Origin of the sequence: Streptomyces glaucus, from assembly GCF_039533365.1 — a bacterium.
In the GTDB taxonomy this organism is placed as follows: Bacteria; Actinomycetota; Actinomycetes; order Streptomycetales; family Streptomycetaceae; genus Streptomyces; species Streptomyces glaucus.
Genome location: NZ_BAAATK010000065.1, coordinates 1 through 26889, shown reverse-complemented (window position 1 = coordinate 26889; position 26889 = coordinate 1). Strand labels below are relative to the sequence as shown.

At 75.7% G+C, this 26889-nt stretch carries 23 protein-coding genes; 8 read left to right on the top strand and 15 right to left on the bottom strand.

Going from position 1 to position 26889, the window contains the following annotated elements; translation table 11 throughout:
• Positions 1-167 precede the first annotated feature (167 nt).
• The 5 genes from ABD363_RS29680 to ABD363_RS29660 form a co-directional block, all read right to left on the bottom strand.
• The gene (locus ABD363_RS29680) at positions 168-1061 is read right to left on the bottom strand and encodes an alpha/beta hydrolase (RefSeq protein ID WP_344609130.1); all 894 of its coding nucleotides are present in this window, start codon (positions 1059-1061) and stop codon (positions 168-170) included.
• 448 nt (positions 1062-1509) lie between these two features.
• Positions 1510-1758: a hypothetical protein gene (locus ABD363_RS29675; RefSeq protein WP_344609128.1), complete on the bottom strand. Its 249-nt coding sequence runs from the start codon at positions 1756-1758 to the stop codon at positions 1510-1512.
• Between the two features lie 176 nt (positions 1759-1934).
• Entirely contained in the window at positions 1935-5429 is a 3495-nt protein-coding gene (locus ABD363_RS29670; protein WP_344609126.1) for a substrate-binding domain-containing protein, read from the bottom strand.
• A gap of 197 nt (positions 5430-5626) precedes the next feature.
• Positions 5627-6589: a pectate lyase family protein gene (locus tag ABD363_RS29665; protein ID WP_344609124.1), complete on the bottom strand. Its 963-nt coding sequence runs from the start codon at positions 6587-6589 to the stop codon at positions 5627-5629.
• A 256-nt stretch (positions 6590-6845) separates the two neighbouring features.
• On the bottom strand, positions 6846-8840 hold the full coding sequence (locus tag ABD363_RS29660) for a flavin monoamine oxidase family protein (RefSeq protein WP_344609122.1): 1995 nt from the start codon (positions 8838-8840) through the stop codon (positions 6846-6848).
• 365 nt (positions 8841-9205) lie between these two features.
• On the opposite strand from ABD363_RS29660, the gene ABD363_RS29655 reads away from it, so the two are divergent.
• Together ABD363_RS29655 and ABD363_RS29650 are read left to right on the top strand one after the other, a co-directional pair.
• Positions 9206-10069 carry an SCO4651 family lipoprotein gene (locus ABD363_RS29655; protein ID WP_344609120.1) on the top strand — a complete coding sequence of 288 codons (864 nt, stop codon included), beginning with the start codon at positions 9206-9208 and terminating at the stop codon, positions 10067-10069.
• Between the two features lie 407 nt (positions 10070-10476).
• The gene (locus tag ABD363_RS29650; RefSeq protein WP_344609118.1) at positions 10477-11277 is read left to right on the top strand and encodes a GNAT family N-acetyltransferase; all 801 of its coding nucleotides are present in this window, start codon (positions 10477-10479) and stop codon (positions 11275-11277) included.
• A gap of 442 nt (positions 11278-11719) precedes the next feature.
• Here ABD363_RS29650 and ABD363_RS29645 read toward each other — a convergent pair whose 3' ends face one another.
• Complete coding sequence (locus ABD363_RS29645) at positions 11720-12199, bottom strand: ATP-binding protein (RefSeq protein ID WP_344609116.1); 480 nt, start codon at positions 12197-12199, stop codon at positions 11720-11722.
• A gap of 173 nt (positions 12200-12372) precedes the next feature.
• Between ABD363_RS29645 and ABD363_RS29640 the strand changes: the two genes are divergently transcribed.
• Positions 12373-12735 (top strand): STAS domain-containing protein, encoded by a 363-nt coding sequence (locus ABD363_RS29640; protein WP_344609114.1) that lies wholly within the window; start codon positions 12373-12375, stop codon positions 12733-12735.
• 224 nt (positions 12736-12959) lie between these two features.
• Here the strand turns inward: ABD363_RS29640 and ABD363_RS29635 are convergent, their stop codons facing one another.
• Complete coding sequence (locus ABD363_RS29635) at positions 12960-13793, bottom strand: oxygenase MpaB family protein (protein WP_344609112.1); 834 nt, start codon at positions 13791-13793, stop codon at positions 12960-12962.
• A 717-nt stretch (positions 13794-14510) separates the two neighbouring features.
• Here ABD363_RS29635 and ABD363_RS29630 point away from each other — a divergent pair.
• Positions 14511-14771, top strand: coding sequence for an HU family DNA-binding protein (locus tag ABD363_RS29630; protein ID WP_344609110.1), 261 nt, complete (start codon positions 14511-14513; stop codon positions 14769-14771).
• Here the strand turns inward: ABD363_RS29630 and ABD363_RS29625 are convergent.
• From ABD363_RS29625 to ABD363_RS29610, 4 genes are all read right to left on the bottom strand, one after another.
• A complete protein-coding gene (locus ABD363_RS29625) occupies positions 14740-16845 on the bottom strand; it encodes an MMPL family transporter (protein WP_344609108.1) in 2106 nt (701 codons plus the stop codon). The genes ABD363_RS29630 and ABD363_RS29625 overlap by 32 nt on opposite strands.
• A 249-nt stretch (positions 16846-17094) precedes the next feature.
• Positions 17095-17319 carry a hypothetical protein gene (locus tag ABD363_RS29620; RefSeq protein WP_344609106.1) on the bottom strand — a complete coding sequence of 75 codons (225 nt, stop codon included), beginning with the start codon at positions 17317-17319 and terminating at the stop codon, positions 17095-17097.
• Positions 17316-17762: a hypothetical protein gene (locus tag ABD363_RS32725; RefSeq protein WP_425578039.1), complete on the bottom strand. Its 447-nt coding sequence runs from the start codon at positions 17760-17762 to the stop codon at positions 17316-17318. Before ABD363_RS32725 ends, ABD363_RS29620 begins: the two co-directional genes overlap by 4 nt.
• A complete protein-coding gene (locus tag ABD363_RS29610; RefSeq protein WP_344609104.1) occupies positions 17759-19450 on the bottom strand; it encodes a PP2C family protein-serine/threonine phosphatase in 1692 nt (563 codons plus the stop codon). Before ABD363_RS29610 ends, ABD363_RS32725 begins: the two co-directional genes overlap by 4 nt.
• A gap of 573 nt (positions 19451-20023) precedes the next feature.
• On the opposite strand from ABD363_RS29610, the gene ABD363_RS29605 reads away from it, so the two are divergent.
• Positions 20024-20446, top strand: coding sequence for a DUF350 domain-containing protein (locus ABD363_RS29605; protein ID WP_344609102.1), 423 nt, complete (start codon positions 20024-20026; stop codon positions 20444-20446).
• Positions 20447-20829: 383 nt separating this feature from the next.
• On the opposite strand, the gene ABD363_RS29600 is transcribed toward ABD363_RS29605, so the two are convergent.
• Positions 20830-21894, bottom strand: a complete 1065-nt coding sequence (locus ABD363_RS29600; RefSeq protein ID WP_344609100.1) for a peptidoglycan recognition protein family protein — start codon at positions 21892-21894, stop codon at positions 20830-20832.
• A 339-nt stretch (positions 21895-22233) separates the two neighbouring features.
• Here ABD363_RS29600 and ABD363_RS29595 point away from each other — a divergent pair, with 339 nt between their 5' ends.
• Positions 22234-23019, top strand: a complete 786-nt coding sequence (locus ABD363_RS29595) for a DeoR/GlpR family DNA-binding transcription regulator (protein WP_344609098.1) — start codon at positions 22234-22236, stop codon at positions 23017-23019.
• Positions 23020-23127: 108 nt separating this feature from the next.
• The gene (locus tag ABD363_RS29590; RefSeq protein ID WP_344609096.1) at positions 23128-23997 is read left to right on the top strand and encodes an alpha/beta fold hydrolase; all 870 of its coding nucleotides are present in this window, start codon (positions 23128-23130) and stop codon (positions 23995-23997) included.
• 54 nt (positions 23998-24051) lie between these two features.
• Here ABD363_RS29590 and ABD363_RS29585 read toward each other — a convergent pair whose 3' ends face one another.
• Positions 24052-24933: a helix-turn-helix domain-containing protein gene (locus ABD363_RS29585; protein WP_344609094.1), complete on the bottom strand. Its 882-nt coding sequence runs from the start codon at positions 24931-24933 to the stop codon at positions 24052-24054.
• A 152-nt stretch (positions 24934-25085) separates the two neighbouring features.
• Here ABD363_RS29585 and ABD363_RS29580 point away from each other — a divergent pair, with 152 nt between their 5' ends.
• Positions 25086-25937, top strand: a complete 852-nt coding sequence (locus ABD363_RS29580) for an MBL fold metallo-hydrolase (RefSeq protein WP_344609091.1) — start codon at positions 25086-25088, stop codon at positions 25935-25937.
• Between the two features lie 72 nt (positions 25938-26009).
• Here ABD363_RS29580 and ABD363_RS29575 read toward each other — a convergent pair whose 3' ends face one another.
• Both ABD363_RS29575 and ABD363_RS29570 read right to left on the bottom strand, forming a co-directional pair.
• Positions 26010-26462: a DUF6098 family protein gene (locus ABD363_RS29575; RefSeq protein ID WP_344609089.1), complete on the bottom strand. Its 453-nt coding sequence runs from the start codon at positions 26460-26462 to the stop codon at positions 26010-26012.
• Between the two features lie 33 nt (positions 26463-26495).
• The gene (locus ABD363_RS29570) at positions 26496-26723 is read right to left on the bottom strand and encodes a DUF5133 domain-containing protein (protein ID WP_344609087.1); all 228 of its coding nucleotides are present in this window, start codon (positions 26721-26723) and stop codon (positions 26496-26498) included.
• Positions 26724-26889: the final 166 nt, after the last annotated feature.

The window sequence follows — 26889 nt, the reverse complement described above, 5'->3', positions numbered from 1 at the left end:
GCGGTCCGGACCGCCGCATCGGGCCGCTGCTCACACCCGGCGCCGGATCGACGACCGCGTCGGCTGCGACTGCCCCGCCCGGGGACGCCTCGCCCCGGTACGCCGGGTCCCGGCCGATCCGTACGGCGTGCCGGGTGAACGGGTGAGCGGGACCCGCGGGCTCCCGGTCACCCGAGCCGGCGCCGGCGGGCGGCGAGGCACTCCTCCAGGAACGCCAGGGCGCACAGGTGGTAGGCGCGGGCGGCCCAGCCCAGGCTGACGTTGTGCCCGGCGCCCGGCAGCCGGTCCACGCGCACCGGGTCCGCCGCCAGCAGTGCGGTCAGCTCCGCCAGCGCCTCGTCGTCGTGCCGCCACCAGCGCTCGTGCTCGGCGAAGGTGAACCGGACCGGGACCCGCACCCGCGCGGCGAGTTCGGGGAAGACCTCCGGCCAGCGCTGGATCTCACGTTCCTCCCGCTCGGGCATCGGCCCCGCCAGCGGGGCCACGAGCCGGAAGGTGTACTCCGGGTACAGCGCCAGCGGCCCCCAGTGCAGCGCCGCCCCGCCCCGCTCGCGCAGGGCGGCGAGCCGCCCCGGGTCGACCGCGAACCGGTACCCGAGGCCGCAGACGTCCAGCCCGATCAGGTCGGCGCCGTCCGCGGCCAGGGCGAGGGCGAGCTTGCCGCCGTAGGAGTGGGCGACGACGAACACGCCCTCGCCCGTCGGGTGGCGCAGGCCGAAGTCGGCGAGGGCCGCCCGGACGGTGGCGCTCTGCTCCCGCAGCGACTGGCCCCGGGGCAGCAGGGCGGCCGACCGTCCGTAGCCGGGCCGGTCCAGCGCCAGGACGGTGCAGCCGAGTGCGGCGCCGAGGGTGAGCAGGGACAGGTCCGGATGGGCCTGCCCGTGGAAGTAGCCGGCGCGCATGCCCCCGCCGTGCAGCGCCACCACGGTGGCCCGGGGCGGACCGGCGGGCGGCTCGGCGAGCAGGCCGGACAGCGGGACGCCGTCCGCGTCCAGCACGACCTCCCGCACATCGGCGACGGGCACGGCTCCCGGAACGGCCGGCGCCGGGTTCGGGATCATCGTTCCTCACCTCCCTATGCAGGGTGCCCCGGCGCGCGCGCCGCGTCCACCGGTGGCGCCGGCCGGCGCCACGGACGGCGGACGCCCCGGCCGGCCGGCGGCCCCGCCCCGTCTCGTACGCGATCCGCAGATCCGCGGTGCTCGCCGGATACGCGTAGCGGTGACGGCGGGAGAAGGGAGGGAGGGAGGGAGCCGTTGGTGCGGGGGAACTTCCGGGGCGGTCGTCGAGGCGTGCGGTGGCGACCCGGCCCGCGCGCGGGTCGATCGTCCGCCGGTCGAGCACCGGCGCTCCGCTGCCGACCTCGTCCGTCCCGCCCCGGAACCGGGCGCGGGACAGGGGGTGTGGACCCCGGATCGGGGTGGTGCCGGCGCCCCCGGTCCGGGCCGGCCCCCTCGGACGGCGGGGACGGCCCGGCGGGGACCGCGGTCCGCAGGCCCCGCCGGGGCGTCAGGCCGTGCCCTCCGAGGGGGCCGGGCCGGACGCGCGGGACACCGGCCGGCGCGTCCGGGCCTCCCACAGGCACCAGGTCGACCAGAGCAGCAGGACGAGGAAGGCCGCGAGCAGCAACAGCAGGAACACCGTCTGCCGGGTCGAGCCGTCGCCCCGGACCAGGGACAGCAGCAGGCAGAAGGCCCAGGCCGCCGTTCCGCTCGCGTACACGGCCCGCAGCCGCCGCAACTGACTCAGTGCGCCCATCGCCACCCCTTCTTCACGTGTTCGGCCCCTCCCTGATACCCCCGTTCCGGGGTTTCACCACGTCCGCTCCCGGTTCCCCCGGTCCCGGCGGCACGGTCCCCCGCGGCGGTCCCGGGGATGCGCGCACGGTTCGCCGGGCCGGCCGCGGGAAGGGGGCCGAGGGCCGGTGCGGCCGGTCAGCGGCCCGTGGTGGCCGGGCCGGGGGCGGGTTCCCCGCGGTAGAAGTGCGGGGCCACCCCGGTCACCCTGCGGAAGACGCGGCTGAAGTAGGCCCGGTCGCGGAACCCCACCGCGCGGGCCACGCTCTGGACGCTGTCCTCGCTCGACCGCAGGCGTTCCGCCGCCCGCCGGACGCGCAGGCGGGTCAGGTATTCCCACACCGTCAGGCCGTAGCGCTGGTGGAAGAGCCTGCCGAGGTGGTCGGGGCTGACCCCGGCGGCCTGGGCGACCTGCCAGCGGGAGATGTGCCGGCGGTAGTGCTCGTAGAGGTACACCAGGGCCTCGTCCAGGACGGCTCTGCCGCGCGGCGGCCCGCCGTCCCGGCCGGCCAGGTCCCGTACCAGGGCCGCCGCCTCGTGCGGCGCGAACACGTCCAGGTCCAGCAGGAGCAGCGCCGGGTGGGGGCGGGCCCGCCGCGCGTCGGCCGCCGTGATCCCCTCGTGGCCGGCGACGACCGTGGGGCACAGCGCCCGGCCGGTTCCGTCGTGCAGCCGGTCCACGACGTCCAGGGCGTGCATGTCGGGCAGGGAGGGTTCCAGGACGACCAGCCGGGGCGTCTCCTCGGCGACCAGGGCGAGCACGGTCGCCGCGTCGGCCACCACCCGGGTGGGATGGTCAGGCAGCGCGGCCTCGGCGATCCGCCGCAGCTCCTCCCTGGACTCCTGCGATCCGCCCGCCACGACGACCGGTTCGGCCAGGCCGCTCGGCCGCAGTGCCCGCAGGGCGTCCCGCAGGTCGGTGCCCAGGGCGCCGAACAGCGCGAACGGCGTGTGCCGCAGGGCGGGATGGTCGTGCAGCCGCTGGACCACGCGCCACTCCTGCGGGCGGTCGGGCAGCGCCTCCCACACGACGGCGCCGGGCGCGCGGTGCCCGTCGAACAGCACGGTGTCGTGCTCCTCCTCGGCGCGGTACGTCCGCAGCCGGTACCGCCCGGCCAGTTCCCGTACGTCCCCGGCGAGTTCCCCCGGTGTGACGACGAGCAGCGGGCCGTCGCCCGCCGAGGCCGGGTGGGCGTGCCCGCCGGGCGACGGCAGGGGCAGCTCCAGGACGTACTCCCGCCGGCCCGCCGCGTCGGTGACGGTCAGGGAGCCGCCGTGCATCATGGCCAGCCGGCGGGCCGTGGCCAGGCCGACGTCGAACCGGTGCGCCGGGCCGGCCGGGGAGGCCGCCGCGGGAGCGCCGGGGACGGCGACGACGACCCGGAGGCCGGAGGGCGACCAGCGCGCCGAGACCTCCACCGTGCCGTCCCGCGCCCGGTCCGCGGCGGCCGTCAGCACGTTGCCGAGGATCTGCCGCAGCCGCGGGGCGTCGGCCGGGATCGACGGCAGCCGGCCGGGCAGGTCGACCGACCAGTCCGGGTGCGCCGGCGGGGATCCGGCGGCGGCCTCGGCGCAGGCCTGCCGCAGGACGGGCAGCGGATCGGTCAGGCGGCGGGCCAGCACGAGGTCGCCGGCCTCCGAGCGGGCGAGGTCGAACAGGTTCTCGGTGAGGTGCAGCAGTCGTGCGGCGTCCCGGCGCACCTCCGTCAGGACCGCGCCCGGGTCGTCGCCGTCGCGGGCGAGCATGGCCTCCAGCGGGGCCCGCAGCTCGTCGGTGACGTGCGTCAGCAGCCGGGTCTGGAACCGGCTGGCCTGTTCGGCCGCGTCCCGCGCCCGGCGCACCTCGTCGAACAGTCCGATGCCCTTCAGCGCGGCGCTGATCTGGTCGCCCAGCTCCCGGTACAGGGCACCGTCGTGGTCGGCCGTGTCGCTGCCGGTGGCGTCGAACACGGCCAGCCCCAGCTGTTCCTCGCCGATGTGCAGGGGTTCCAGCACCAGCCGGAAACGCCGGCCATCGCCGGGCAGCAGGGTGTCGGGCAGGAGCAGCGCGGCGGAGAAGGGCGGGCTGTCGAGCACTCCCGCGTGCCCGAGCAGCCGCCCCTCCGCCCGGGTGAGCAGCGGCCGGGCCATGTCCCGCACCGGCGGGGCCGCCCCCGGCGCGGCCTGCTCGTACAGCACGACCCTGCAGCGCGGGACGCCCGGCTGCGCGAGGTGGCGTTCCAGGACGTCGGAGAGTCCGCCGAGGTCGACCACCGTCGTCAGGGCCGTGCCGAACTCCCTGAGGCGCCGGGCGCGTTGGGCCTGGGCCCAGCGTTCGTACTCCAGCAGGGCGCGCGACCGTTCCGCCGCGATGATCCGGGCCCGCCCGAACAGTGCCTCGGCGTCCCCGCGCAGGGCGGCGGGCAGGGCGTCGACGACGCCGCGGCGGGCCCGCTCCAGCGCCTGGTGCCAGCGGTCGACCTCGGCCTGGGTGCGGGCCCGGCCCCGCAGCAGCCGCTCGACCAGCGGCAGGAAGTCACCGGCGGCGTCCTGCCCGCCGGCCGCCGCGGGCCGGGCCGCCGGCGCGGTGCCGTCCGGCGCCGCGCCGGGTCCGAGGTCGGCGTGGAAGGCCTGGGCGAGCCGGGCGCCGGCGGAGGGCAGTACGGCGTCCAGCGCCGCCCAGCCCCGCGGGTCCTGCGCCTGCCCGGACGCCGCCCGCGGTGCGCCGGCACAGCGCGCCGGCGGGTAGCGGCATCCGCAGGAGCGGCGCGGGACGAGGGTGGCGGGAATGGTCGTGCGGTCCGGTGGCCTGGTGCCGCGCAGCCGGGCCACGAGCGTGTCGACGGCCAGCGCGCCCAGTTCCGCGAAGGGCAGGGCGACCGAGGTGAGCGGAGGGTCGCCGAGCCGGGCCTCCGGTGAGTCGTTGAAGCCGACGACGGCCACGTCCTCCGGCACCCGCACGCCCCGTTCGGTCAGCAGCCGCAGCGCGTCCGCGGCGAGGACGTCGCTGCACGCCAGCACCGCGTCGAAGTCCACCCCCGGTCTCAGCCCGCGCGCCTCCAGCAGCACCCGCATCGCCGAGGCGCCGCCCGCCGCGGCGAAGTCCACCGCGGCGCACACATGGGTGGCCTCCAGCTCGATGCCGTGGTGGCGCAGGGCGTCGACGTAGGCGCGGTAGCGCTCCTCGGAGACCGGGTTGGCGACGGGACCGCGGATGCAGGCCGGCCGCCGGCATCCGTGCCGGGCGACGAGGTGCCCGACCAGTTTGCGCATGCCCGCGTGCGAGTCGATGGACAGGACGTCCGCCTGTTCGCCCAGCGGCTGGTTGAGGCTGATCACCGGCATGTGCGCCAGCCGTCGCATCAGCCGGCGCGCCCGCGCCCCCGGGGAGGGCAGTCCGATGGTCGAGCTCCAGCAGACGACGCCGTCAAGGCGGGCGGGGCCGACGAGTTCGTACAGCGCGCTGCGGGACACGTCGCCCCGGCGCAGGTCGCCGCCGGGGAAGCAGACGAGGTCGACGTCGTTGCGTTCGGCGGCGGCGCGGACGCCGGACCACAGGGTCGCGCCGACGCCGAGATGGATGTTCGCGGTGAGCAGTCCGATCGTCAGCGACCGCCGCGGCCCGCCTGCCGCGCGGCACGGATCCGCAGTCATCGGCGCTCCCTCGGTCGGCACCGGCCGGAATCCCCGCCGGCGCCCGTGCCGGCGTGGCCGGTCGGGGAACCTAGACGAGGCGGCCGAATGCGGCAAGACAGGGGACAGGACATACCTCGGAGCACGGGGCGGGGCCGGCGGCGCGACGGCCGCCGGCCCCGCCCGGGCGGGTGCGCGGGCCTGCCGCCGAAGCGGCGTCAGATCTTGCCGACGCCCGCCCCGGCGGTCACCGTCGCCTTCACCGTGGACGCCGGCTGCGCGGTGTAGCTGTAGGGGATGGCGGCCACGCTGCCGCCGGTCTGTCCGGAGCCGGAGTTGACGAAGTGGTTGTTCCTCGCCACCAGCGAGCCCTCGTCGGAGCTGCCCTCGCCGAGGTGGTAGGGGTCCTCGGTGTTCTCGAAGTAGTTGCCCTCCACCAGGACGCCCGCGTTCTCGGTGGAGGCCACTCCGTAGGAGCCGATGTCGCTGAAGTAGTTGTTCAGCACGTGCACCGGGTTGCCGAAGCGGACGCGCGGGTTGCGCTGGTTGGTGCCGTCGAACCAGTTGTTGACGTAGGTCACCCTCAGCTTGCCGGTGTCCTCGGCGGCGTTGCTGTCGGAGTGGCCGAGCAGCATGTTCTTGTCCTGGTCGTGGGTGCGGTTCCAGGACACGGTGATGTTGTTCGAGGCGCGCTTGATGTCGACGGCGCCGTCGTTGGCGTCGGAGATGTCGTTGTGGTCGATCCAGACGTTGGTCGCGTACTCGACGTTGATCGCGTCGTCGTCGGACCCGCTGAACGTCAGGTTCTGGATGATGACGTTGTTCACCTTGGAGACGTTGAGTCCGCTCCCGTTGATCTTCCCGGCGGTGCCGACGCCGACGATGGTCTTGTTCGAGGCGACCTTCGTCATCGACGACAGCGCGATCGTGCCGTTGACCCGCACGATCTGGGGGGCGCTGCTCTGCACGGCCGCGGTGAAGGCGGAGGCGGTGGAGACGGTGACCGTGCTGCCGCCGGCGCCGCCCGTGGTGGCGGCGCCGAAGCCGACGGGGCCGGCGGCAGCGGCCGCCACCGGCTCGGCCGGGGTGGAACCGCTGGCCGTGCCGGCTCCGGTCACGGCCATGGCGACGGCGGTCGCCGTGGCTCCGGCCAGGGTGAACCGTGCGCTCGTCCTGCGCATGAGGATCTCCGTCCGTGGGGTTTCTGGAGAGGTGCCGTGCTGTGGGGGTGCACCACCGGGCCGCGCGGTCGGCTTCTTGCTGAGGCTCGCTGTGAGCGTAGGGCGGCGGGCGTGGACTATGCCGCGCCCTGTGTGGACTATTGCGTTCCGTTGCGTGGGGGGAGACGGCGGAGGGTCTCGGGGCGCGGCGTCCGTGCCGGCCGGCGCGGACCGCCGGTGCCGTCGTGACGGCGCGCGCCGTCACGACGGCACCGGTTCAGGCCGTGTGCACCTCCAGGGCGGCACGCACCGCGGACTCCAGTGCGCCCTCGATCCAGGCGGGCTTGACGGAGGTGTGGTCCCCCGCGAAGTGCAGCGGCCCCTCGGGCGTGGGGATGACGGGGAGCAGCTCGGTGTGCTGGCCGGGCAGCAGCACGGACGCCTCCCCGTAGGCGTAGGGGTCGCGCAGCCAGCTCTGGGTGCGGCCGGCGCCGGTGTAGAAGACCTCGATCCGCTGCCCGTACACCTGCTGCAGACCGCACAGGGCGTGCGGGTAGCGCGCCTCGTCGTCCAGGGAGTCCCAGCGCAGCGCGTCGTCGGCCCAGCTGTACGAGGCGAGGACCACGCCGCCGGCGCTGCCGGGCACGGGGTGCGAGGGGTGGAACATGAACCGGTTGGCGTTGTCCGACACCGAGCCGCCGCCCACCACGTCGACCGCCTCGGGCTGGTCGCGCGTCACCGCGCGGTTGGCGGCGTAGTGGGTGCGCTGTCCCGGTGTGATGTGGCCGCGGGGGACGGAGGGATGAGCGCCGAGCAGGCTGCCGTCCGCGGCGGCGCGGCCGGTGCGGTAGTCGTCGTAGAGGCCGGGGTCGATCCGGCGCAGCTCGCGTTTCCAGTCGGCCTCGTCGAACTCCCACCAGCGGCGGCTGAACTCCAGCAGCACCTTGGTGGCGCTGTCGTAGTGCAGTTCGGCGACCGCGCGGCGCTTGCCGTACGACATCGGCGGACTGACCTGCACGTGCCGCAGGCCGGAGAACGGCACGGTGACCACGGCGGCGTCCGCGGTGAACTGCTCGCGCACGACGGGTCCGCCGCGTCCCTCGGACACGGTGTCCACCCACACGTGCGGGCCCTTGCCGCCGACGTGCCGGGTGTCGGACGCGTCGCGGTCGGGGTCGTGGTACTCGATCCGGGTCACCCGGCGGTCGAACCGCACGTGTCCGCGCACCCGTTCCAGGAGTGCGTCCGGCAGCACGGCCGTGCCGCCCTCCAGCTCCCAGAAGGGGGTGTCCGGGCTGATCAGCGAGGAGCCGATGAAGCTGTGGATGAACGACAGCGGCAGCCGTGAGGTGAGGTTCTCCAGTGTTCCGACGAGGTCGACGGTCCGCTCGTCGAGGCCGGCGTGCTCGGTGAGGAAGCGGAACATCGACCAGTCGCCGAACCGCTGCACCACGCGCGCCCAGCCCTGCACCTGCTCGGGGAGCGGTTTGCCGACCCGCTTGCCGTCGCCGTCGACGTAGCTGAACTCGTCGCGCACCGGGTCCAGCACGGAGCGCAGGATGGCGGCGGCGGGGGTGTCCCAGTAGGCGCGCGGCACGCCGAAGGAGCGGTTGATGCGCCGGGGTGCGCGGGCGTAGTCGGCACGGCGCATGCGGATGCCGTTGACGTGGATCCAGGTGCGGTTGGCGGGACGGCCCTCGCCGTCGACGTCGACGTAGTGGAAGCGCCGCTTGGTGAGGCCGAGCCGGTCGATCAGCCCCATCACCAGGGGGTGGCTGCCGGGGATGCGCATCGCTCCCGCCTCGGCGTACTGGCGGGGGTCGGCGAAGGGCTGTTCCGCGTTCTCGTGGCCGCCGCGGCGGAAGGTCTTGATGCGTCCGCCCGCGCGGTTGCCGTTCGCCTCCAGCACGGTCACCCGGTGGCCCGCCCGCTTCAGCAGCCAGGCCGCCACCAGGCCGGCCGGGCCGGCGCCGATCACCAGGACGTTCTTGGGGCGGGCCCGCCGGTGGGCGGGCAGGCCGTGTGCGAGGACGCGTTCGTAGCGCGGGACGAGGGGCCGGTCGTCGGAGTCCAGGACGAGCAGGGCACGGGCCACGGCCAGGCATCGGTCGAAGTCGGCGCCACGGGTGTCGCTCGGCGCGGCCGGTGCCGGCAGGGCTGCGGCGGTACCGCTGTTCAGGGCCGTCGCCACGGTGGCCGTGCCGGCCGCCGCCGCGAAGCCCCGCCTGGTCAGACCGCCCGGTGAACGCACCGTTGTGTGATCTTCAGTCATGGCGGACTTTGTAGCGGCGGCCGTGCCGGGCCATGCGCCCTTCGCGGCCGCATTGACCCGAAGGAGCGAAACCGGGGCGGTAAACCCTGACGTCGCCGCCGGTCCGCTCCGCGCCGCGGGCACGCGGGGCGGGAACTCCCCGGAGGGGAACACGGAGCACGCTCCGTCCGGTTCGGCGGCCGGTCCGTCCCGGCGGTGGGCGCGGCCGCGCGTGCCGTGCGCGGCCGCCCGTCCGTCCGCCCGGTCCGAAGACGCCGGCCGACTCGCCCTGTCCGCAGGTGTGTTCGTCCCATACCGGGGCAGTTGGGACGTCAGCCGGCACCGGAACGGGCCGGCGGTCAGCGCACCGGAGAGGAGTGGGGCCCATGAGCAGGGCAGGCAGGAGCATGCGGATCGGCACGTTAATGGTGGCCGGCGTTCTGGCCGGCACGGTGCTGGCCGGCTGCGGCGACGACACCGGCCGGGCCGGCGATTCCCCGGCCGGGAAGAGTCCCGGCGCCCGGGAGCAGGGCACGAAGGCGGTGCGTTCCGCCTACGACAGGACGGCCGAGCAGGACACCGCGCGGGTGACGCTGCGGGTGCAGACCTCGGCCCGGGGGGAGTCGGCCACCGCGAACGGCCGGGGGGTCGTCGACCTGGAGGACGGCGACAGCGTCATGACCGTCACCACGCAGGGACAGCGGATCGAACAGCGGGTGGTCGATCAGGTCCTGTACCAGAAGGTTCCCGACGGGCAGGCGCCGGGCGGCAAGCCCTGGATCGGGATCGACCTCCGGAAGGTCGCCGAACAGCAGGCTGCCGGGGACCGGTCCATGAGCGACCCGGCCCGGTCCGCCGCCTTCGCCAAGGCGATCGACGACAGGGACGTCACGAAGAAGGGCACGGCCCGGATCGGCGGTGTCGACACCACGCACTACCGCGTCGCCGTCGATGTCGCGGAGCTCCCCGACGGCGCCGCCCTGCGCCGGCAGGTCGGTCCGACCCTGCCCATGGACGTGTGGCTCGACGACGACGGCCGTATCCGCCGGCAGCAGCTGGACATGGCCTTCGAGGCCCCGGCCGGCAGCGGGCCGTCCGCCGGCGCCTCGTCCTCGCCCCAGCGGGTGAAGGTGCGCACCCTCATGGAGTTCACCGACTTCGGCACGGAGGTGGAGGCGGAGGCCCCGCCGGCGAAGCAGGTCACGGACATGACCACGAAGGCCCTCGAGCAGGGGCGTACCACGGGCTGACCCCTCCCCGGCCCGGCGGTGCGCCGCCCGCGGCGCGAACCGGACCGACCGCTGCGCCCCCGGCCTTCCGGGCCCCTGCCACCGGGCGGAGGAAACGGCTTCCGCGCGCGTCCTGCCCGTGGCCGGGGCCCGGCCCGTCGTCACGCGCGGCGTCCGGCGGACCGCGGCCGGCCGGGGCACCGGGCGAACCGGCGGCGGGAAGCGGGCTCCCGTGCATCCGGGACGGACGGAACCGTGCTGCGGCCTCCCACCGCCGCCGGGGCACGTGTCCCGTGGCTCCCTTCCCGCCCCGCCGTGCAAACGCGGCGGCGGACCGCGCGAAAAGACCGAAGCTCCTGAGGGCGGATCACCGGAGGGCATAGGCTCGTCCGGTCGGCTCCCCGCCCGCTCGATCATGGGAGGTCTCGGTGACGGAACTCGCGGACTCGGTCGAATCGATGGAACAGCTCGCCATGGTCTGGCGCGCCATGGTGCTCGACCGGGATCCGGGCGCGGACGTGCGGGACCTCCCGGGCATCGCGGTCCGCTGGGCCGACTGCCGGTTCGCTTTCTGGAACTGCGTCACGCTGACCGATGTCGGCGCGGACGCGGCGACCGTCGAGCGGCGCCTGGCCCAGGCCGCGGACATCATGCGCTCGAAGAGGCGTCCGGGGTTCCTGTGGCTCTTCGAGGACCTCCTCGACGACGGAGCGCGGGCGACGCTGGACGCCGCGGCCGAACGCGCGGGCCTCGCCTACGCTTTCCCCGGTACCGGCATGGCCGCAGACCTGTCTCCCCTCCCCGAGCCGGCCCACCCCGACCTGACGTTCGTACGCGTGAGCACCGACGAACACCTGCGGGCCTACGCGGACATCAACGCACGCGCCTACGGGTTCCCCCTGGCGGACGGCCGGGACGGGCTCCTCGGCTCCACCCTCTGGAAGAACCAGGTGTACGCCTACCTGGGCATGCGGGACGGTGTCGCGGTGAGCTGCGCCGCGACGGTCGAAGCGCAGGGCCGCCTCTTCGTCGTGCTGGTCGCCACGGACCCGGGGTGGGAGCGCAGGGGCTACGGCGAGGCGGTGACGCGGAAGGCGCTGTACGAAGGGGCCCGAGCCACCGGGCTGACCCGCGCCACCCTGCACGCGACCGCCGCCGGCGCGCCGGTGTACCCGCGCATCGGCTTCCTGCCGAACTCGCCGATGCGCTTCTACGGTCTGAAGGGCTGACTCCCCGGCACGGCCGGGCCGGTCCGGCGCGGTGACGAAGCGGTGCCGGGCGGAGCGCCCCGCCCTGCGGTGCCGGCGCGGCACCCGTCCGGACCGGGATGGCCCCGGCCCCTACTCGTCCCCCGGTTCGTCCGTGCCCGAGCCGGACCGCGCCTGCCGCCGCAGCGGGACGGCCCGGCGAGCGTCTTCGCGGCCCAGAGGCCGGGAAGGCGGCCCGCTGTGCGTCCGTCGGGCGCCAGGGCCCCGGCAGGAGCCGGTGAGAGGGCGCCCGGTCGGCCGGATCGGCTTGCGGGAGCACTCGCACACGGCGCTCGGGCGGCCGCGCGGCTGTTCCTCGGCCGCGTCGCGCGGAAGTCGCCGCCGTACCGGTGCGGAGCGGTGAAGTGCGCTCCGCCGGCCCCGTTCGCGGCCGGCGGGCCGGACGGCCCGCCTCCGCGCCGCGCTACGCGGGGCCGCGGCGGGTGATGTCACCGACCGGGTCGGCCAGCAGGGCGATCCGGGCGGTGATGCGCTTGCCGACCAGCTCCCGCCGCACCTCGAACTTCTGCACGACGGCCATCACGATCTCCAGGCCGTGCTGGCCCACCCGTCCCGGGTCGGCGGCCCGGGCCACCGGCAGGACCGGATCGCTGTCCCAGACCTCCACCTCCACCGCCTCGTCGACGATCCGCACCTCCAGCAGCACCGGGCCGGGAGCGTACTTGCGGGCATTGGTCACCAGCTCGCTCACGACCAGCTGCGTCAGATCCATGGCCCGGGCCGTCACCGGCACCCCGTGGAGGGTCTGCACCCGGGTGAGGAAATCCGCCGCCAGGTGGCGGGCCTCGGCGATGCAGGCTCCGTCGCCCTCCAGGGCGGCCGCGACGCGCAACGCCCCTTGATCCGGCGCTGTCCGGTCCGCACCGGAGGCACCTGGCTCCATTCGAACCACCTTCGTTACCCCGTTCACACGCTCGCGTCTACCCGCGCTCGCGCCGCGTACGCCTGCGACGTCCCTCGAACGACGGAGATCGCCCGCATCCCCCGTAGGATCTCGGGGCAGCCTCCCGGAAAGAGGCTTTGGCCTATTGATCACCGAGCGTTGTTGAGGGAAGTGTGGCAGACACCGACGAACTGGCGGGACCGGAGCGGCTCTCGGTCAGCAGCGCCCTCATCGACGGCATCACCGTCGTCACCGTGCGAGGGGAGATCGACCACCACACCGCCGATCCCCTGCGTCAGGCCCTCACCCCTCCCGACGGCGCCGCCGGGCCGCGGACCGTGGCCGATCTCAGCGGCGTCACCTTCATGGACTCCAGCGGCATCAACGCCCTCATCGCCGCGTACCAGGCGCACGGCGAGGGCGGCCGGCTGCGTCTGGCCGGCATCCGGCCGCCCGTCCTGCGCGTCCTGCAACTCGTCGGGGTCGACGCCCTCATCCCCTGCTATCCCACGGCCCGCCAGGCCCTGGACGCCTGACCGGCCGCGCTCCGCCCGTCCCCGGAGGGCCCGTTCCAGGCCGCGACCGCCGCCGGACCGGGACGGGGCACCGGCGCCGAAGCCCTCCGCGGGTTCCGCGCGGCGCTGTCGCCGCGGATGCGGTGCGGGCCGCGCGGCGTCCGCCTCGCGTCCCCGGCCGGCGCGGTCCGGCCGGAAGCGTCGCAGCCGGTGGGCCGCTGCCGCGGGAACGGCACGGGCCCGGTTCACCGGTGTGCCGAGCGGGCGGCCCGTGCCACGGGCAGGAAGCGCAGACGCTCGGGGAGCAGGGGGACGAGGGTGCGGACCAGGGCGCCGAAGCGGCGCAGCCTGCGTTCGTCGCGGGGGGTCCAGCGCAGGCCGAGCCGTTCACGGGCGACGGGCGGGAGCAGACCCACCGTGACGAAGACGTGCAGGCGGGCCAGGGGCGGCCTGAGCACCGGCCAGAGCCGCCGCAGCAGCGGGCCCGCCCCGGGCGGCGGGGGGACGGGGCGGCGGGGGTCGAGCAGTTCCCCGGCCACGGCGGTCCGCTCCAGTTGGTCCCGGACCATCGCGTCGAAGTACGGCCAGAAGTCCTCGGGCGTCGGGGGCATGTCCCGCTCGTCGATGCCGAGTACGGCGCCGAGCTGCAGCAGTTCGGCGTAGAGGCGGCGTTCCTCCTCGGGGGACAGCGGGCGGGACAGGTAGCGGGCGGCCCGCAGGAAGACGGGGAAGGCGGTCGCGTGCACCCACGCGTAGTAGGCGGGGGTGAGCGCGTGGTACGGCCGGCCGTGGGCGTCGGTGCCGCGGATGGCCCGGTGCAGGCGGCGCAGCCGGCGTCCCTCCTCGATCGCCCGGTCGCCTCCGTAGACCCACAGCTGGAACGATTCCAGCGAGCGCTCGGCCCGTCCCCAGGGATCGGTGCGGAAGACGGAGTGGTCGTCGACGCCCGCGCCGACCGCGGGGTGGGCGACCTGGAGGACGAGCGCGGCGGGCAGGGAGAGCAGCAGGCGTACGTCGCCCGCGATGTCCCAGAGGATCGTTCCCGGCGTGAGCGGGACCGGCTCGCTCGTGGTCCTCATGTCAGCGCCCCCAGCGCTCCCAGCGGCCGCCGCGCGGCGGGCTCGGGGCCCGGCCGGGACGTGGCCCGGCGGGCGGCGGCGAGGGACCCGGCGGGTCCCGCGGGGCGCGGCGGTGGCGGGGCCGGGCCGACGGACGTGCGCGGCGGGGCGGCGGTCACGGCGTCCCCGCTTCCGCGGCGCGTGCGGGGCGGTGACGCGCCGGGGAGGTCGGCGGTTTGCGCGTCTTCGGCCCGCCGCCCTCGCCTTGCCCCGCGGAAGGAACTCCCACGAGGGACGAATGCCCCCATATCCGGACAAGAACCCTACGGCGAGGGTGTACGCGCCGGAAATGCGCTTCCGTCGCGTTCGCCCCGGCGCCCCGGCCGTGGGGCGGCGGCCGGTGCCGGGGCTCGGCGCGGAAGGCTCCGGCGCGGCCGGCACACGTCCGTCACACGGGCCGGCGCGGGGCCGCGCCGGACCGGCTCGCGTCGCGGCTGCCGGGAAAGGTCGCCTCGTCGGCCGCCGCAGGCGCTGCCGGAGGCGGGTGGACGCGCTCCGCCCCCGGCCTCGGGAGGGGCGCCGGGCGGCCACCCGGCGAGCACCCGCCCCAAGGCGTGCGACCGGCGGGAACGGCGCGCCGGGAGCGCCTGCCGGTCCGCTCCGACGTGCGCCGGGGACGGGCCGCCCCGATCCTGGTCCCACGGGTTCCTTCCGACCGAACGGGAACGGGTACGGCTCATGGACAAGGCCCAGCTGATCGAGACGGCCACCGAGGACGCGAGCGGGCAGGGCGAACGGCGGCTCTCCCCGGAGGACGTCGAGCGGGTGCTCGACGCCGTCTTCGGCACCGTCCAGCGCCCCGGTGCGATCGCCCGGGCACTGCGGAGCGGCGAGACGGTCGTCCTGGGCAGCTTCGGCAGTTTCCACAGCGACGACGGCACGGCCGCCTTCCGTCCGGGCAAGGCCCTCACCGAGTTCCTGCGGGGCGAGATCCGCTGACCCCGCGGCCGATCCGTCCCGGCCACCAGGCGACGGCCCCGAGGTCGCGGATCAGTGCGGGGACGAGCAGCGAGCGCACCACGAGCGTGTCCAGCAGCACGCCGAAGGCGACGATGAAGGCGATCTGCACCAGGAAGGCCAGCGGGATCACTCCGAGCGCGGCGAACGTCGCGGCGAGCACCACGCCGGCCGAGGTGATCACCCCGCCGGTGGTGACCAGGCCGCGCAGCACTCCCTGGCGCACGCCGTGCCGCAGCGATTCCTCCCGTACCCGGGACATGAGGAAGATGTTGTAGTCCACGCCCAGGGCGACGAGGAACACGAACCCGTACAGGGGCACGGACGGGTCGGTGCCGGTGAAGCCGAAGACGTGCCGGAAGACCAGGGCGGACACGCCCAGGGTGGCGAGGAAGTTCAGCGCCACGGTCGCCACCAGCAGCGCGGGGGTCAGCAGTGAGCGCAGCAGCGCCGTCAGGATCACGAAGATGATCACCAGGACGACCGGGACGATGACGGTCCGGTCCCGTTCGGCGGTCCGGAGCATGTCGTACCGCTGCGCGGTGTAGCCGCCGACCAGGGCGTCGGCGCCCCGCACGGCGTGCAGTTCCTGCCGCAGCCGCGCCACGGTGTCCCTGGCGGCGTCGCTGTCCGCGGCCGACCGCAGGGTCACGTCGACGCGCACCCGGCCGTCGACGACCAGAGGCGGACCGCCGCCGGGGCGTCCGGAACGGGTCACGCTGGCCGCCGAGGCGACACCCGGGGTGCGCCGGGCGGCCGCCACGACCCGCTCCAGACGGCCGGCGTCGGCGATGACGACGACCGGGTTGCCGGATCCGCCCGGGAAGTGCCGGACGAGGGCCCGCTGCGCGGCGACGGACGGCGCGTCGTTCACGAACGTCTCGTCGAACGGGACCCCCTTCGAGGTCAGCGCGGGCGCGAAGGCCGCGCAGACGGACAGGCCGGCCAGGGTGACCGCCCAGGTCCTGCGCGGCCTGCGGTCCACCAGGCGGGCGATCCGGTGCCACACGCCGTGCCCGGCGCCGCGGCCGTCGAGGGAGCGGGGGCGCGCGGGCCAGTACGCGGCGGGACCGAGGACGACGAGAACGGCGGGCAGGAAGGTGAGCGAGCCGAGCACGGCGCAGGCGATGCCGACGGCGCCCACGGGCCCCAGCGCCCGGTTGTTCGTCAGGTCGCTCAGCAGCAGGGCGAGCAGGCCCAGGGCGACCGTGGCGGCGCTGGCCACGACGGCGCCGGCGGAGCGCCGCAGCGCGGCCCGTACGGCGGCGAACCGGTCGTCGCGCAGGGCCAGCTCCTCCCGGTAACGGGCGGTGAGCAGCAGCGCGTAGTCGGTGGCCGCGCCGATCACCAGGATGGAGAGGATGCCCTGGACCTGCCCGTCGACGCGCACCAGGTCGTGGTCGGCGAGGACGTAGACGACGGCGCAGGCCAGGCCCAGGGCGAAGACCGCGCCCAGGATGATCACCAGGGGCAGCAGCAGGCTGCGGTAGACCAGCAGCAGGATGACCAGGACGGTGGCCAGCGCCACGGCGAGCAGCAGTCCGTCGATTCCGGCGAAGGCGTGGGACAGGTCGGCCTGGGTGGCGGCGGGACCGGCCAGGTGGACCGTGGTGCCGGGGACCCGCTCGGCGGCCGCGCGGATCCGGTCCAGGGCGTCGGGGAGGCGGTCGCCGAGGTCGGGCCGTACCTGGACCACGCTCTGGAGGGCTTCGCCGTCCCGGGAGGGAAGGGCCGGGGAGGCCTCTCCCACGAGGCCCGGCGCGCCGGCGAGGGAGGCGAGCGCGCGGTCGGCCGCGGCCTGTCTCCCGCCCGCTCCGGCGCCGCGCTCGCCGGTCCAGACGACGACCACCGGCAGCGTCTCGTCCGGCCGGAACGCCTTCTGCCGGTCGATGACCTCGGTGGACTCGGCGCTGCGCGGCAGGAAGGCGGCCTGGTCGTTGGTGGCGACCTCGTCGAGCCGTCCGGCGTAGGGGCCGAGGACGCCGCCCACGCCGAGCCAGACGGCGATCAGGACGAGGGGGACGAGCCAGCGGGTGCGTCGGGGGGTGGGGGACATCGGGCTCCAGACTCCGCGTGCGGTGGGCCACCCTTCGATGGCTCGACGGGGAACGGTCCTCATCATCGGGCCGTCCTCGGGTTCCCGGGGCGGGACACGCCTGGTGGCCAGGCCCGTGACGCCGCCGTCGCGTCCGGTCCGGGTCGTCAGGCGCTCAGGGTGCCGGTCCGGCGCACCATCCGTTCGAGCGCCTCGGGCCGGTCGTCCAGGCGCGGGGCGACGCCGGCGGCCCGGGTGCGACGGTGGACGTCAGCAGGGCCGGCAGGCCGACAGGCCGAGGGAGCCGGCCCAGGCCGGGTGAGCGGAGTCCAGCCGCGGGTCCCGGGGTTCCGTTTCCCGGGCGAGGGGCTCCACGACCGTGTCGGCCAGGGCGTCACCGGTGGGGTGGTCCGGCTCCCCCGCGACGCCGACGGCCGGCTCGGCCGGGCGGCGGGTGACGGCGCGGCGGCGGGCGGGAGGCGGCAGGCCGGTCACGTCTCGAAGCGGGGGCCGGGGACGGAGGAGGCGGTCCGGGCGGTGAGGAGCGCCGTCCCCTCGTCCGGCAGGCGCAGGGCACGGGGGAAGTCGCGCAGCTGCGCGGCGAGGGTGGCCGGCCCCGTCACCAGCGCGCGGGCCGGGACGTGCCGGGCTTCGAGAAGGTCCGCCGTCCAGGCGAGGAAGCCGGTGAACAGCTTGGAGTCGTCGACGTACAGGGCGGCGGCCAGGAAGTCGACGATGCGGGCGAGGTCCTCCGCGGTCCGTTCGGCGCCGGCTTTCTCCTGGACGGCGACGATCACGTCCAGCAGCAGCGTCTCCCCGTCGGCTCCGTCGGCCAGGACGCCGTGGACGAGGTCGACGGCCGCGTACTCGTCGCCTTCGGCCACGGCCCGCCACACCCGCCGCGACAGGTCCCGGACCGACGCGGGAGGGCTGTTCACCCGCTCCCCCCGACGGTGTCCGGGCCCGCTCCGTGCCCGCCCGCGCGGCCGCGCCCGTCGACGACGGTCAGCGAGCCGGCGCCGGGGGCGCTGATGGCGACGGTGGCGATGTCGTCGTGGCGGCCGCCGCCCAGCCACTGGGCGGCCAGCATCTGCACCCGCTCCACCACCGCCTCGGCCGGCAGGCCCGCGCACTCGGACAGGGCGCGTCTGAGGCGCTGTTCGCCGAAGAACTCGTCCCCGAACGGCCCGCCGCGGGCCTCGGTGACGCCGTCGGTGTACAGCAGGCACGTCTCCCCGGGGGCCAGCCGGGTCTCCACCGTGTGCGCGGTGATCCTCGGCAGGGCGCCGACGAGGGTGCCGCGCGTGGGGACCTCCTCGACCGCGCCGCCGCGCCGGACGATCAGCGGCGGCAGGTGCCCGGCGCTGGTCAGCCTCAGCCGCACGCGGCCGGCGCGGCGGTGGACGGAGGCGAGCACCAGGGTGGCGAACCGGGCGTGGTGCGAGGTCAGCAACGCCCCGTTCAGCAGGTCCAGGACACGTCCGTGGTCGGCGGCCAGCGGCACCAGCGCGTGCAGCGTGGCACGGATCTTGCCGGTCAGCACCGCGGCGTCCAGGCCTTTGCCCGCCACGTCCCCCAGCACCACGAGGGTCTCCCGGGAGGGGTCGGGGCCGGGGTGGACGTCGTAGAAGTCGCCGCCGACGCGCTCGTTGTCCCGCGCGGGACGGTAACCGCCGGCGTACTCCACCCCGTGGATCCGCTCCAGGGCGGGAGGCAGCAGTTCACGCATCAGCGTCGCCGTGACGGACACCTGTTCCGTGTACAGGCGGGCCGCCGACAGGGCGGCGCCGGCGCGGGCGGCGAACAGCCGGGCCAGCACCTCCTCACCCGGAGTGAACGCCTGTTCGGTGCTCGACCGCAGCAGGACCAGCGCGCCCGCGGGGACGCCGTGCCCGGGAAGCGGAACGACGATCACCGAGCCGACGGGTCCGCGGAAGTCGTCCGGGCGGATCCATTCCGGCAGGTCGTCCGGGTTGATCCAGCGGGCCGGCACGGGCGGGAAGCCCTGCAGCGCGTCGGCGAGGCCGGGCACCGTGTGCGGGTCGATCTGCCGTGTCACCTGCGTGACCGGCCCGCCGCGCCGGGCGTGGGTCAGCGCGTGGCGGTGCCCCTGCGGCGGGGCGACGAGAACGGCGGCCTCGGCGAGGTGGTCGGCGGCCATGCGGGTGGTCGCCTCCATGCAGCGCGGGACGTTCAGCGTCGACAGCAGCGCGCTGGAGACCTCGGAGAGGACCGCGGACTGTTCCCGCGCGCTGCGCAACGCCGACTCGGCCCGGCGGCGTCCGGTGTCGTCGATCAGCCACCACACCACACGGCCGCCGTCGGACGGCGTCGGGTGCGCCGCGAAGTCGCGCTCGCCGATCACACCGGTCAGCGGATCGGCGGCCGCGCCGCGCAGCCCTTCGGCCACGTCCTGGTGGGCGTCGGCGAGCCAGGCCGGCACGCGGTCGCGCAACCGGTCCCCGTCGGCGGCGCCGGGCCACAACAGCCGCGCGGCGTCGTTGAGTCCGACCAGGGTGCCGCCCCGGTCGGCCACCAGCACCGGGCAGGGGGCGCCGTCCCACGTCGCGCCGACGCTGAGGCCGGCATCGTGCGGGCTGGTGGGGGAATCGCGGGAACCGAGCACAAGCGGGGGCGCGCCGTGCGCGCCCCACCACCTCTCCGTATCGGAACAACAGATCGTCTCCGGCAACCGTCCCCCATCCGTCCCGGCGACGCAAGCGGCTTCGGGGAGGGGCCGCGGGGGCGGCGCCGCCCGTGCCGGGGCCCGCCCGCGGCGGACATCCGTTTTCCGCCGGCCGTGTACGGCAGCACGCGCTCGGTGCCGCGCCCCGTGCTTCCGCCGTGCACCGGGGGACTCGCCTCCGGGCTCGGAGCGCGGCCGCGCGGCGGTCCGGCCCGGACGCCGAACAGCCCCTGCCGACCGGGGAGTCGGCGGTGCGCCGCCGCTCCGGTCCGTCCCGCCGCCCGCGTCGTCGGGGGGACGGAACCGCCCGGGGCCGCGCACCGCCGGCGGCCCGTCGCGGGCCCGGTCCCGGTGTCCGCGCCCTCGGCGCGTCCCGGTGCGCGCGCCGCCGCGCCCGCCACCCCGGGGTGCGGGCCTGCCGGTCGGGCGGCCGAACGAGTGCGCTACATTTTGCCTCCTCTTGGCCGCGATCACTCCCCTTCTCTCACACACACAACGGAGTTGGCACACCCCATGAGCGACATCGTCAACGGACTCGGCCGGGCCACCGCTTACGGCGCGCTGGGTCTGGTCCTGCTCATCCTCGGCATCGCCCTGGTCGACGTCCTCACCCCCGGAAAGCTCGGCCGGCAGATCTGGGAGCAGCGCAACCGCAACGCCGCCGTCGTGCTCAGCTCCGCCCTGCTCGGCATCGGCGGCATCGTGTTCACCTCCATCTGGACGACCTACCAGGACTTCGGCAAGGGGCTGGTGTCCACCGCGGCGTTCGGGCTGCTGGGGCTGGTCATGATGGCCGTCGCGTTCCTGGTGGTGGACCTGATCACGCCGGGGCGCCTGGGCGCGACGCTGGTCGAGCAGGAACCCCACCCCGCGGTGTGGGTGACCGCCTCCTGCAACCTCGCCGTGTCCGCCGTCATCGCCGCCTCCATCGCCTGAGGCCCCGCCCCCGCGGCGGATTCCCGGCGCCGCGGGGCGGTGCCGCCGTGCCGCGCGCCCCGCACGGCGCCTTCGAGCGACCGCGCCGGACCGGGGCGCGAGCGGGAGGCCGGCCTGCCGTCCGGCGGTTCTCCCGTCCGCCCGCCGGGCCGTGACGCCGTCTCACCTCCTGGCCGGGCGAGTCCGGCCGCGGTGTCCGCCGTCGGGTCCGGGCGCCGCGGGCACGCCACGTCGCGGACCCGGTCCGGCGTCCGGCGCGTGGTCCCGGGGGCCGGGCCCCTTTCGGCCGCGCCGGGGTGCCCCCCGCGTCACGGCCGGCGGTGACCCGGCCGTCACGGCGGCCACGGCCGCCCCGTGTCCCCGCGGCGGGAGGCGCGCACGGCTCAGGTCTCCTTCCAGACGAGCACGGTGAGGACCACGCTGGAGACGGTGACCGGGACACCGGCCTGGTTGAGGAGCCGCACCCGCATGTTCCGGCCCGACGCGAGCCGTTTGGTGAGCGGGACGACCGCGAAGGTGCCCCCCTCGGTCCCGACGATCTCGTGGACGGGATGGTCGGCCCGGTGCTCGGAACCCTGGAACTCGCTCATCCGCACCTGGACGACGGCGCCGGCGGGCAGGCCGTCGAAGCGGAGACCGACGGACCCGGTGAAGCGGGCCGGGCCACGGGCGAAGACGCTGCCGCCGCTGCTGTGGTCGCCGGTCTCGTCGGTCCACTCCCGGGTGAGCTCGATCGAGTCCCAGGTGCCGGGTGTCAGTCGGTAGGGCCGGTCGATGCCGAGGTTGACGTACTGGGGCATGGGGTCGTCCTCTCCTTCCCACTGGCCCGCCGGGAGCGCCAGGCACGCGGCGACGTCGCGGCGGAAGTCCTTCATGTCGAATCCGCGGGGGTCGGGCTTCCAGTCGGACCACTCCAGGTGGCCGATCGCGCTCCGGTGGCCCCAGCCGTGGGCGCGGCAGACGGCGGCGGTGGCCCTGACCATGGCGACGTACTGGACGCGCGGCCACGGGTCCTTCCCGTCGCCCTTGTTCTCGCACTCCCAGCCGTAGAAGCGGGCGTTGCCGTCGACCGCGCCGGCCGATCCGTCGTGCTCGTGGGTCGGGGGCGGGTAGTCGCCGTACGACTCGCCGATGACGGCGGCGAGCACGTCGCCGTCGCCTCCCCCGGCGTGGTTGGCGCGGCCGTTGCCGGTGAGGTGGACGGTGCCGTCCTTGGTGATGCAGCCGGTGGCCAGGGGGCCGGGCAGGTCGGGGCGGCCGTCGTAGATGAGGCCGACCACGTCGGCGCCCGGCCCGGTCACCGTGTGATGGACCATCACCCCGTGGACGGGGCCCCACGGGCCTTTGTGGTTGCGGTTGTGGGTGCGCCAGCCGCCGACCTCGTCGACGGTGCAGCCCTCGTCCTTCAGCGCGGCGACCAGTTGCGCGGCGGTGAGCGGATCGGCCATGCGTTCCTCCGTTCGCGGCGGGTGACGGCCCCCTCGGGGACCGCGGTCCCCGCCCGCTGGATGCCCCCGCCGGCGTCCTCCCATGCGCGCTCCGCGGGCCCGGGGCGGGCGATGGTACTCCCCCGTCCCGGCGCCGTGCGCGGTCCCGCCGGCGGGGCGGCCGCGCGGGACCGCCGGCCGGGCGTCGGGCGGGCGTCGGACGGGCGCCGGGCGGCCGCGCCCCGGCGCGCCTCGCCGCGGGGGCCGTGCGGCGCTACGGCGACGAGCGTCGGCACCGTGCGCTCGCCCCGCCCTCACGCAAGCGTGTTCGGATGAACATGAATGTGTTAGAAAGAGGTCATGGGTGTCGCCAATCGTCTGGATCTGACCCTGCGACTGGTGCAGGGCTCCGGCAAGCTGTCCGTGTCGGAGCTCTCCCACCGTCTGGGCGTCTCGGAGATGACCGTGCGGCGGGACCTGGACGCGCTGGAACGCCAGGGCCTGGTGCGCAGGGTGCACGGCGGCGCGGTCGCCACCCGTCCGCGGGAGGAGGGGGGCGGGTTCGCCGCCAGGGAGCAGTGGCAGACCGCGACCAAGGACCGGCTGGGCGCGGCCGTGGCCGCGATGGTGGAACCCGGCTCGCGGGTGCTGCTCGACGCGGGCACCACCACCGTGCACGTCGCACAACACCTGGCGGAGCGTTCCCCGCTCACGGTCGCCGTGCTGAGCCTGCAGGCGGCGCTGCGGCTGGCGGACCGCCCCGGGATCGAACTCCTCGTCGTGGGAGGCCGGTCCCGGCCCGGTGAGCGCTCGCTGGTGGGGCCGCTGGCCCTGCGGACCCTGCAGTCCCTGAGTTTCGACTGCTTCGTGATGTCCATCGGCGGTGTGCACGCCGAACAGGGCTGGTCCGAATTCTCCCTGGACGACGCGGCCGTCAAGCAGGCCGGGCTCGCCCAGTCCGCCCGCACCGTCGCCGTCGCGGACGCCACCAAGCTCGGCGTGCGCGCGTTCAGCCAGGTCGCCCCGCTCGGCGCCGTGGACCGCTTCGTCACCGACGTCGCCGCCGACGACCCGCGCACCCATCCCAACGGACCGTCGACCCTGAGCGCCCTGCGGGAGTCGGGGGTCGAGACCCACCTGGTGTGACCCTTCCCGTCGCGGCGCGAGGCGTGCGTGCGGCGGCGCGGGACCCCGGCGGCCGCGCTCGCCCACCGCGGCGCCGCCGGATCATCCACGAGACCCCGAAGGACGAAGATGCTTGTCGCCCCTCCAGCACGCGTCGGCGAGGAACGGCTGCCCGACGGAAGGACGCTCGGCTGGGCCGAGTGGGGACCGCCGGACGGTACGCCGGTGCTGCTGTGCCCCGGCGCGGCCACGAGCCGCCGTCTCGGCTTCGGGGCCTCGGCCGTGACCGGCCTCGGGGTCCGGCTGATCTCCCTGGACCGCCCCGGGCTGGGGGCCTCCACCCCCGCGCCCCGGCGCACGCTCGCGGACTTCGCCGCGGACGTCCGCGTGTTCGCCCGGCTGCGGGGCCTGGGCAGACCGGCCATGGTCGGCAACTCGCAGGGCGCCCCGTTCGCTCTGGCCTGCGCCGCTGCCGGAGCGGTCGGCGCCTTGGCCGTGGTGTCGGGGTCCGACGAGGTCGCCGACCCCCGCTTCGCCGATGCCCTGCCGCCGCAGCTGCGCCACCTCGTGGACCTCTCCCTCAACGCCCCGCAGGAGGCGGAGGAGGTCTTCGCCCGGTTCACCCCGCAGACGATGTGGGACATGGTCATGAGCGGCAGCCCGGCCTGCGACCTCGCCGTGTACCAGCAGGAGGCCTTCGCCGCCGCGTACCGCGACGCGCTGCGGGAGGGCTTCGCGCAGGGCGCCGAGGGCTACGCCCGCGACACGGTCCTCGCCATGGGGCGGTGGAACATCGACCTTCCCTCGATCAGCGTCCCCGTCGACGTGTGGTACGGCGCCCAGGACTTCAGCCACTCCCCCGACCAGGGGGAAGGGCTGGCGGCGCGCATTCCCGGAGCCGTCCGCCACGTGGTGCCCGGCATCGGCGGCGCCCTGCTGTGGACGAAGAGCCACCGGATCCTGCGTGTCCTCCTCGAGTCCGCGCGGCGGTCGGCCTGACGGCGGTGCCGCGGCGGCCGCGGTCCCCGGTCCGGCAGCGGGAGCACCCGGCGGTCAGCCCTCCGGCGAGGACCCGGGGGCCGGGGGGAGCGAGCCGGCCAGGATCCGCAGGGCCCGGTGGCTGGGGCTGCCGGGTTCCGCGGTGAGCAGGACGAAGGACAGACCGGGGTCGTCGGCGGGAGCGAACGACTCGTGACTGAGGGTCAGGTCGCCGGCCAGGGGGTGACGGAACCGGACGCGGCCGTGCGCGCAGGAGGCGACCTCGTGCCGCGCCCACCAGCGCCGGAAGTCGTCGCTGCGGGCGGAGAGCTCACCGATGAGCGCGGGCAGCGCGGGATCGGTGCGGTGGCGGCCGGTGTACAGGTGCAGCGCGGCGACCACCCTGCGGGCCGCCTCCTCCCAGTCGGGGAGGCGGGCGGGCGCCTCGGGATCGAGGAAGAGGTAGCGGGCCATGTTGCGCTCCCGGGCCGGCCGCGCGTCGAAGTCCGTGAACAGCAGGCGGGCCGGCCGGTTGGCGGCCAGGACGTCCGTGCGGTGCCCCAGGATCAGCGCGGGCACGTCGTCGAGGCGGTCCAGCACGAGCCGCAGCGACGGGCGCACACGCTGCGGCGGCACGGCACCGTCCCGGCGGGAGTGCTGCCGCCTGGTCAGCGCGTGGAGATGGGCGTGTTCGGCCGGGTCGAGCCGCAGCGCGCGGGCGACGGCGTCCAGGACGCTGTCGGAGACGTTGAGCGGGCGGCCGCGCTCCAGGCGGACGTAGTAGTCGACGCTGACGCCGGCGAGTCGTGCGACCTCCTCGCGGCGCAGGCCCTGGACGCGGCGGATCCGCGGGCCCGGGGACAGGCCGGCCTCCTGCGGCGTCAGCCGGGCGCGGCGCGCGCGCAGGAACTGGCGCAGCTCGCAGTTGCCGTCCGGGACGGGGGGTCGGCTGCTCATGGCGCCCAGCCTACGGCGGCGGTCCCGGCGCCGGGTGCGGACGTCGGGGGGTCTGCTGGTACCCCCGGAGCGGCGCGGTGTGCCCCCGTGGGCGTGGTTGTGTGGAGGGGCGGCCGGGGAGACGCCTCGTGCCGGCGAGTGAAGGAGCCATCATGGCGACGTCCCTGCGGGTGGGCGGCATCACCGTCACCGCGCTCGACGACGGTGCGAGTCATCTGCCCCCGATGTTCTATCCGGGGCTGGACTTCGCCGCCCACCCCGGCCTGCTGCAACCGGACGGCACGCACCGCATTCCCGCGGGCTGCTTCCTGGTCCGGGGTGCGGGTTTCACCGTGCTGGTCGACGCGGGCATCGGGCCGGTGACGCTGCCCTTTCCCGCCGAGCTGGCCGCTGCCGCCGGGCTGGACACCGTCCCGGAGGCCATCGCGGCCGGCGGGGCCCTGCCCGCCGCGCTGGCGGCCGCGGGCGTGGCGCCGCGGGACGTGACCACCGTCCTGCTCACGCATCTGCACGCCGACCACGTCGGCTGGGTGGCACCGGCCGGTACGCCGTTCTTCCCGAACGCCGAGGTCGTTCACGGGGCCGCCGACTGGGCGGCGCTGATCGCGCCCGCGCCGGTGCGGGACCCCGCGAGGACCGTCATGGAGGCGGCGCGGGCGGCCGGTGTCCTGCGGCCCGTCGACGCCCCCCGCGTGCGGATCGCTCCCGGGGTCGTCGCCCACCACGCCCCGGGCCACACCCCCGGCCACTACGTCGTGCAGATCACCGGCGGGGGGCAGGAGGCCTGGCTGCTCGGGGACGCCGTGCACCATCCCCTGCAGCTCACCGACACCGGCATCTCCTTCCTGTCCGACGCCGACGCCGGGCACGCGCTCAGAACGCGCGAGGAACTCCTCGCCCGGTTCACGGACCGCGACGTCCTGCTGGGCATGGACCACTTCCCCGGCCTGCACTTCCAGCGCGTCAGCGCGACGGAGGGCGGCCGGGCCTGGACGAGCTCCTGACCCGGCGCGGCCGCCCCGCGACCGGCTGACCGGTCCGGCGGACGGACCCCGTCCGGGCGCCGGCGGTTCTCCTCAGGCTCTTCCCTCGCGGTCCAGGGGGCCCCAGTGGCCGGGCTGTTCGGTGACGATGCGGCAGGCCTCCTCGATGACGTGGTCGGCGATCCAGCCGAGGGGCTCGACGTCCGTCACCAGGGGCTCGTTGTCCGGGCCGCGGGCCGTCTCGGAGCCGTGCAGGACCCAGGGCCGGGTGCGGGGATCCTTCACACGCGGAAGGTGGCAGTAGTCGTACAGCCGCCGGGCGACCCAGACACGTACGGGCCGCTCACCCCACCACTCCTCGACGTCGAGGGGGGTGGCCGACAGACCCGGCAGTTTCACACCGGTCAGGTCGTCCGTGCTGGTCACGTCCGGCAGGTCGCGTTCCGGGCCGCGCGACCAGCGTACGTACAGGCCGCGGCGGCCGGTGACCAGCCGGGCCAGCTCGTCCAGGCCGGCGAAGGTGGGCAGGTTCGCTGTCGTGCTCATGGTGCTGGCGGATCGGGTCCTCGGGGCGGGGCGTCAGGCCGTGAGGACCGAGTCGTCCTCGGGGCGGGCGCCCGGCAGCCGGTGACGGGCGGCGACGAGGGCGGCGTCGATGTCGCGGGTGCCGGTGGAGACGCACAGGGTGTAGGCGACGTCGTCCATGCGCCGGCGCACCTCCGGGCTGCCGTTCTCGGCGTGCAGGATGCGCAGCGTGTCGTACTGCTCGATCAGGTTCTTCAGCACCGCGGGGTGGGCCATGAGCATCGGAGTTCTCCCTCACACCGTCATTCACATGGGTGGTACACCGACCCGTCTACCCCGGCCCGGCGCCGCCACACCGCCGCCTCCGCCGGGGCGGCCGGCGCCCGGGCGGGCCCGGCCGGTGAACGGGCTCCGGAGCGGGGCAAGTCGGATCGTAGCCATGTCGTTC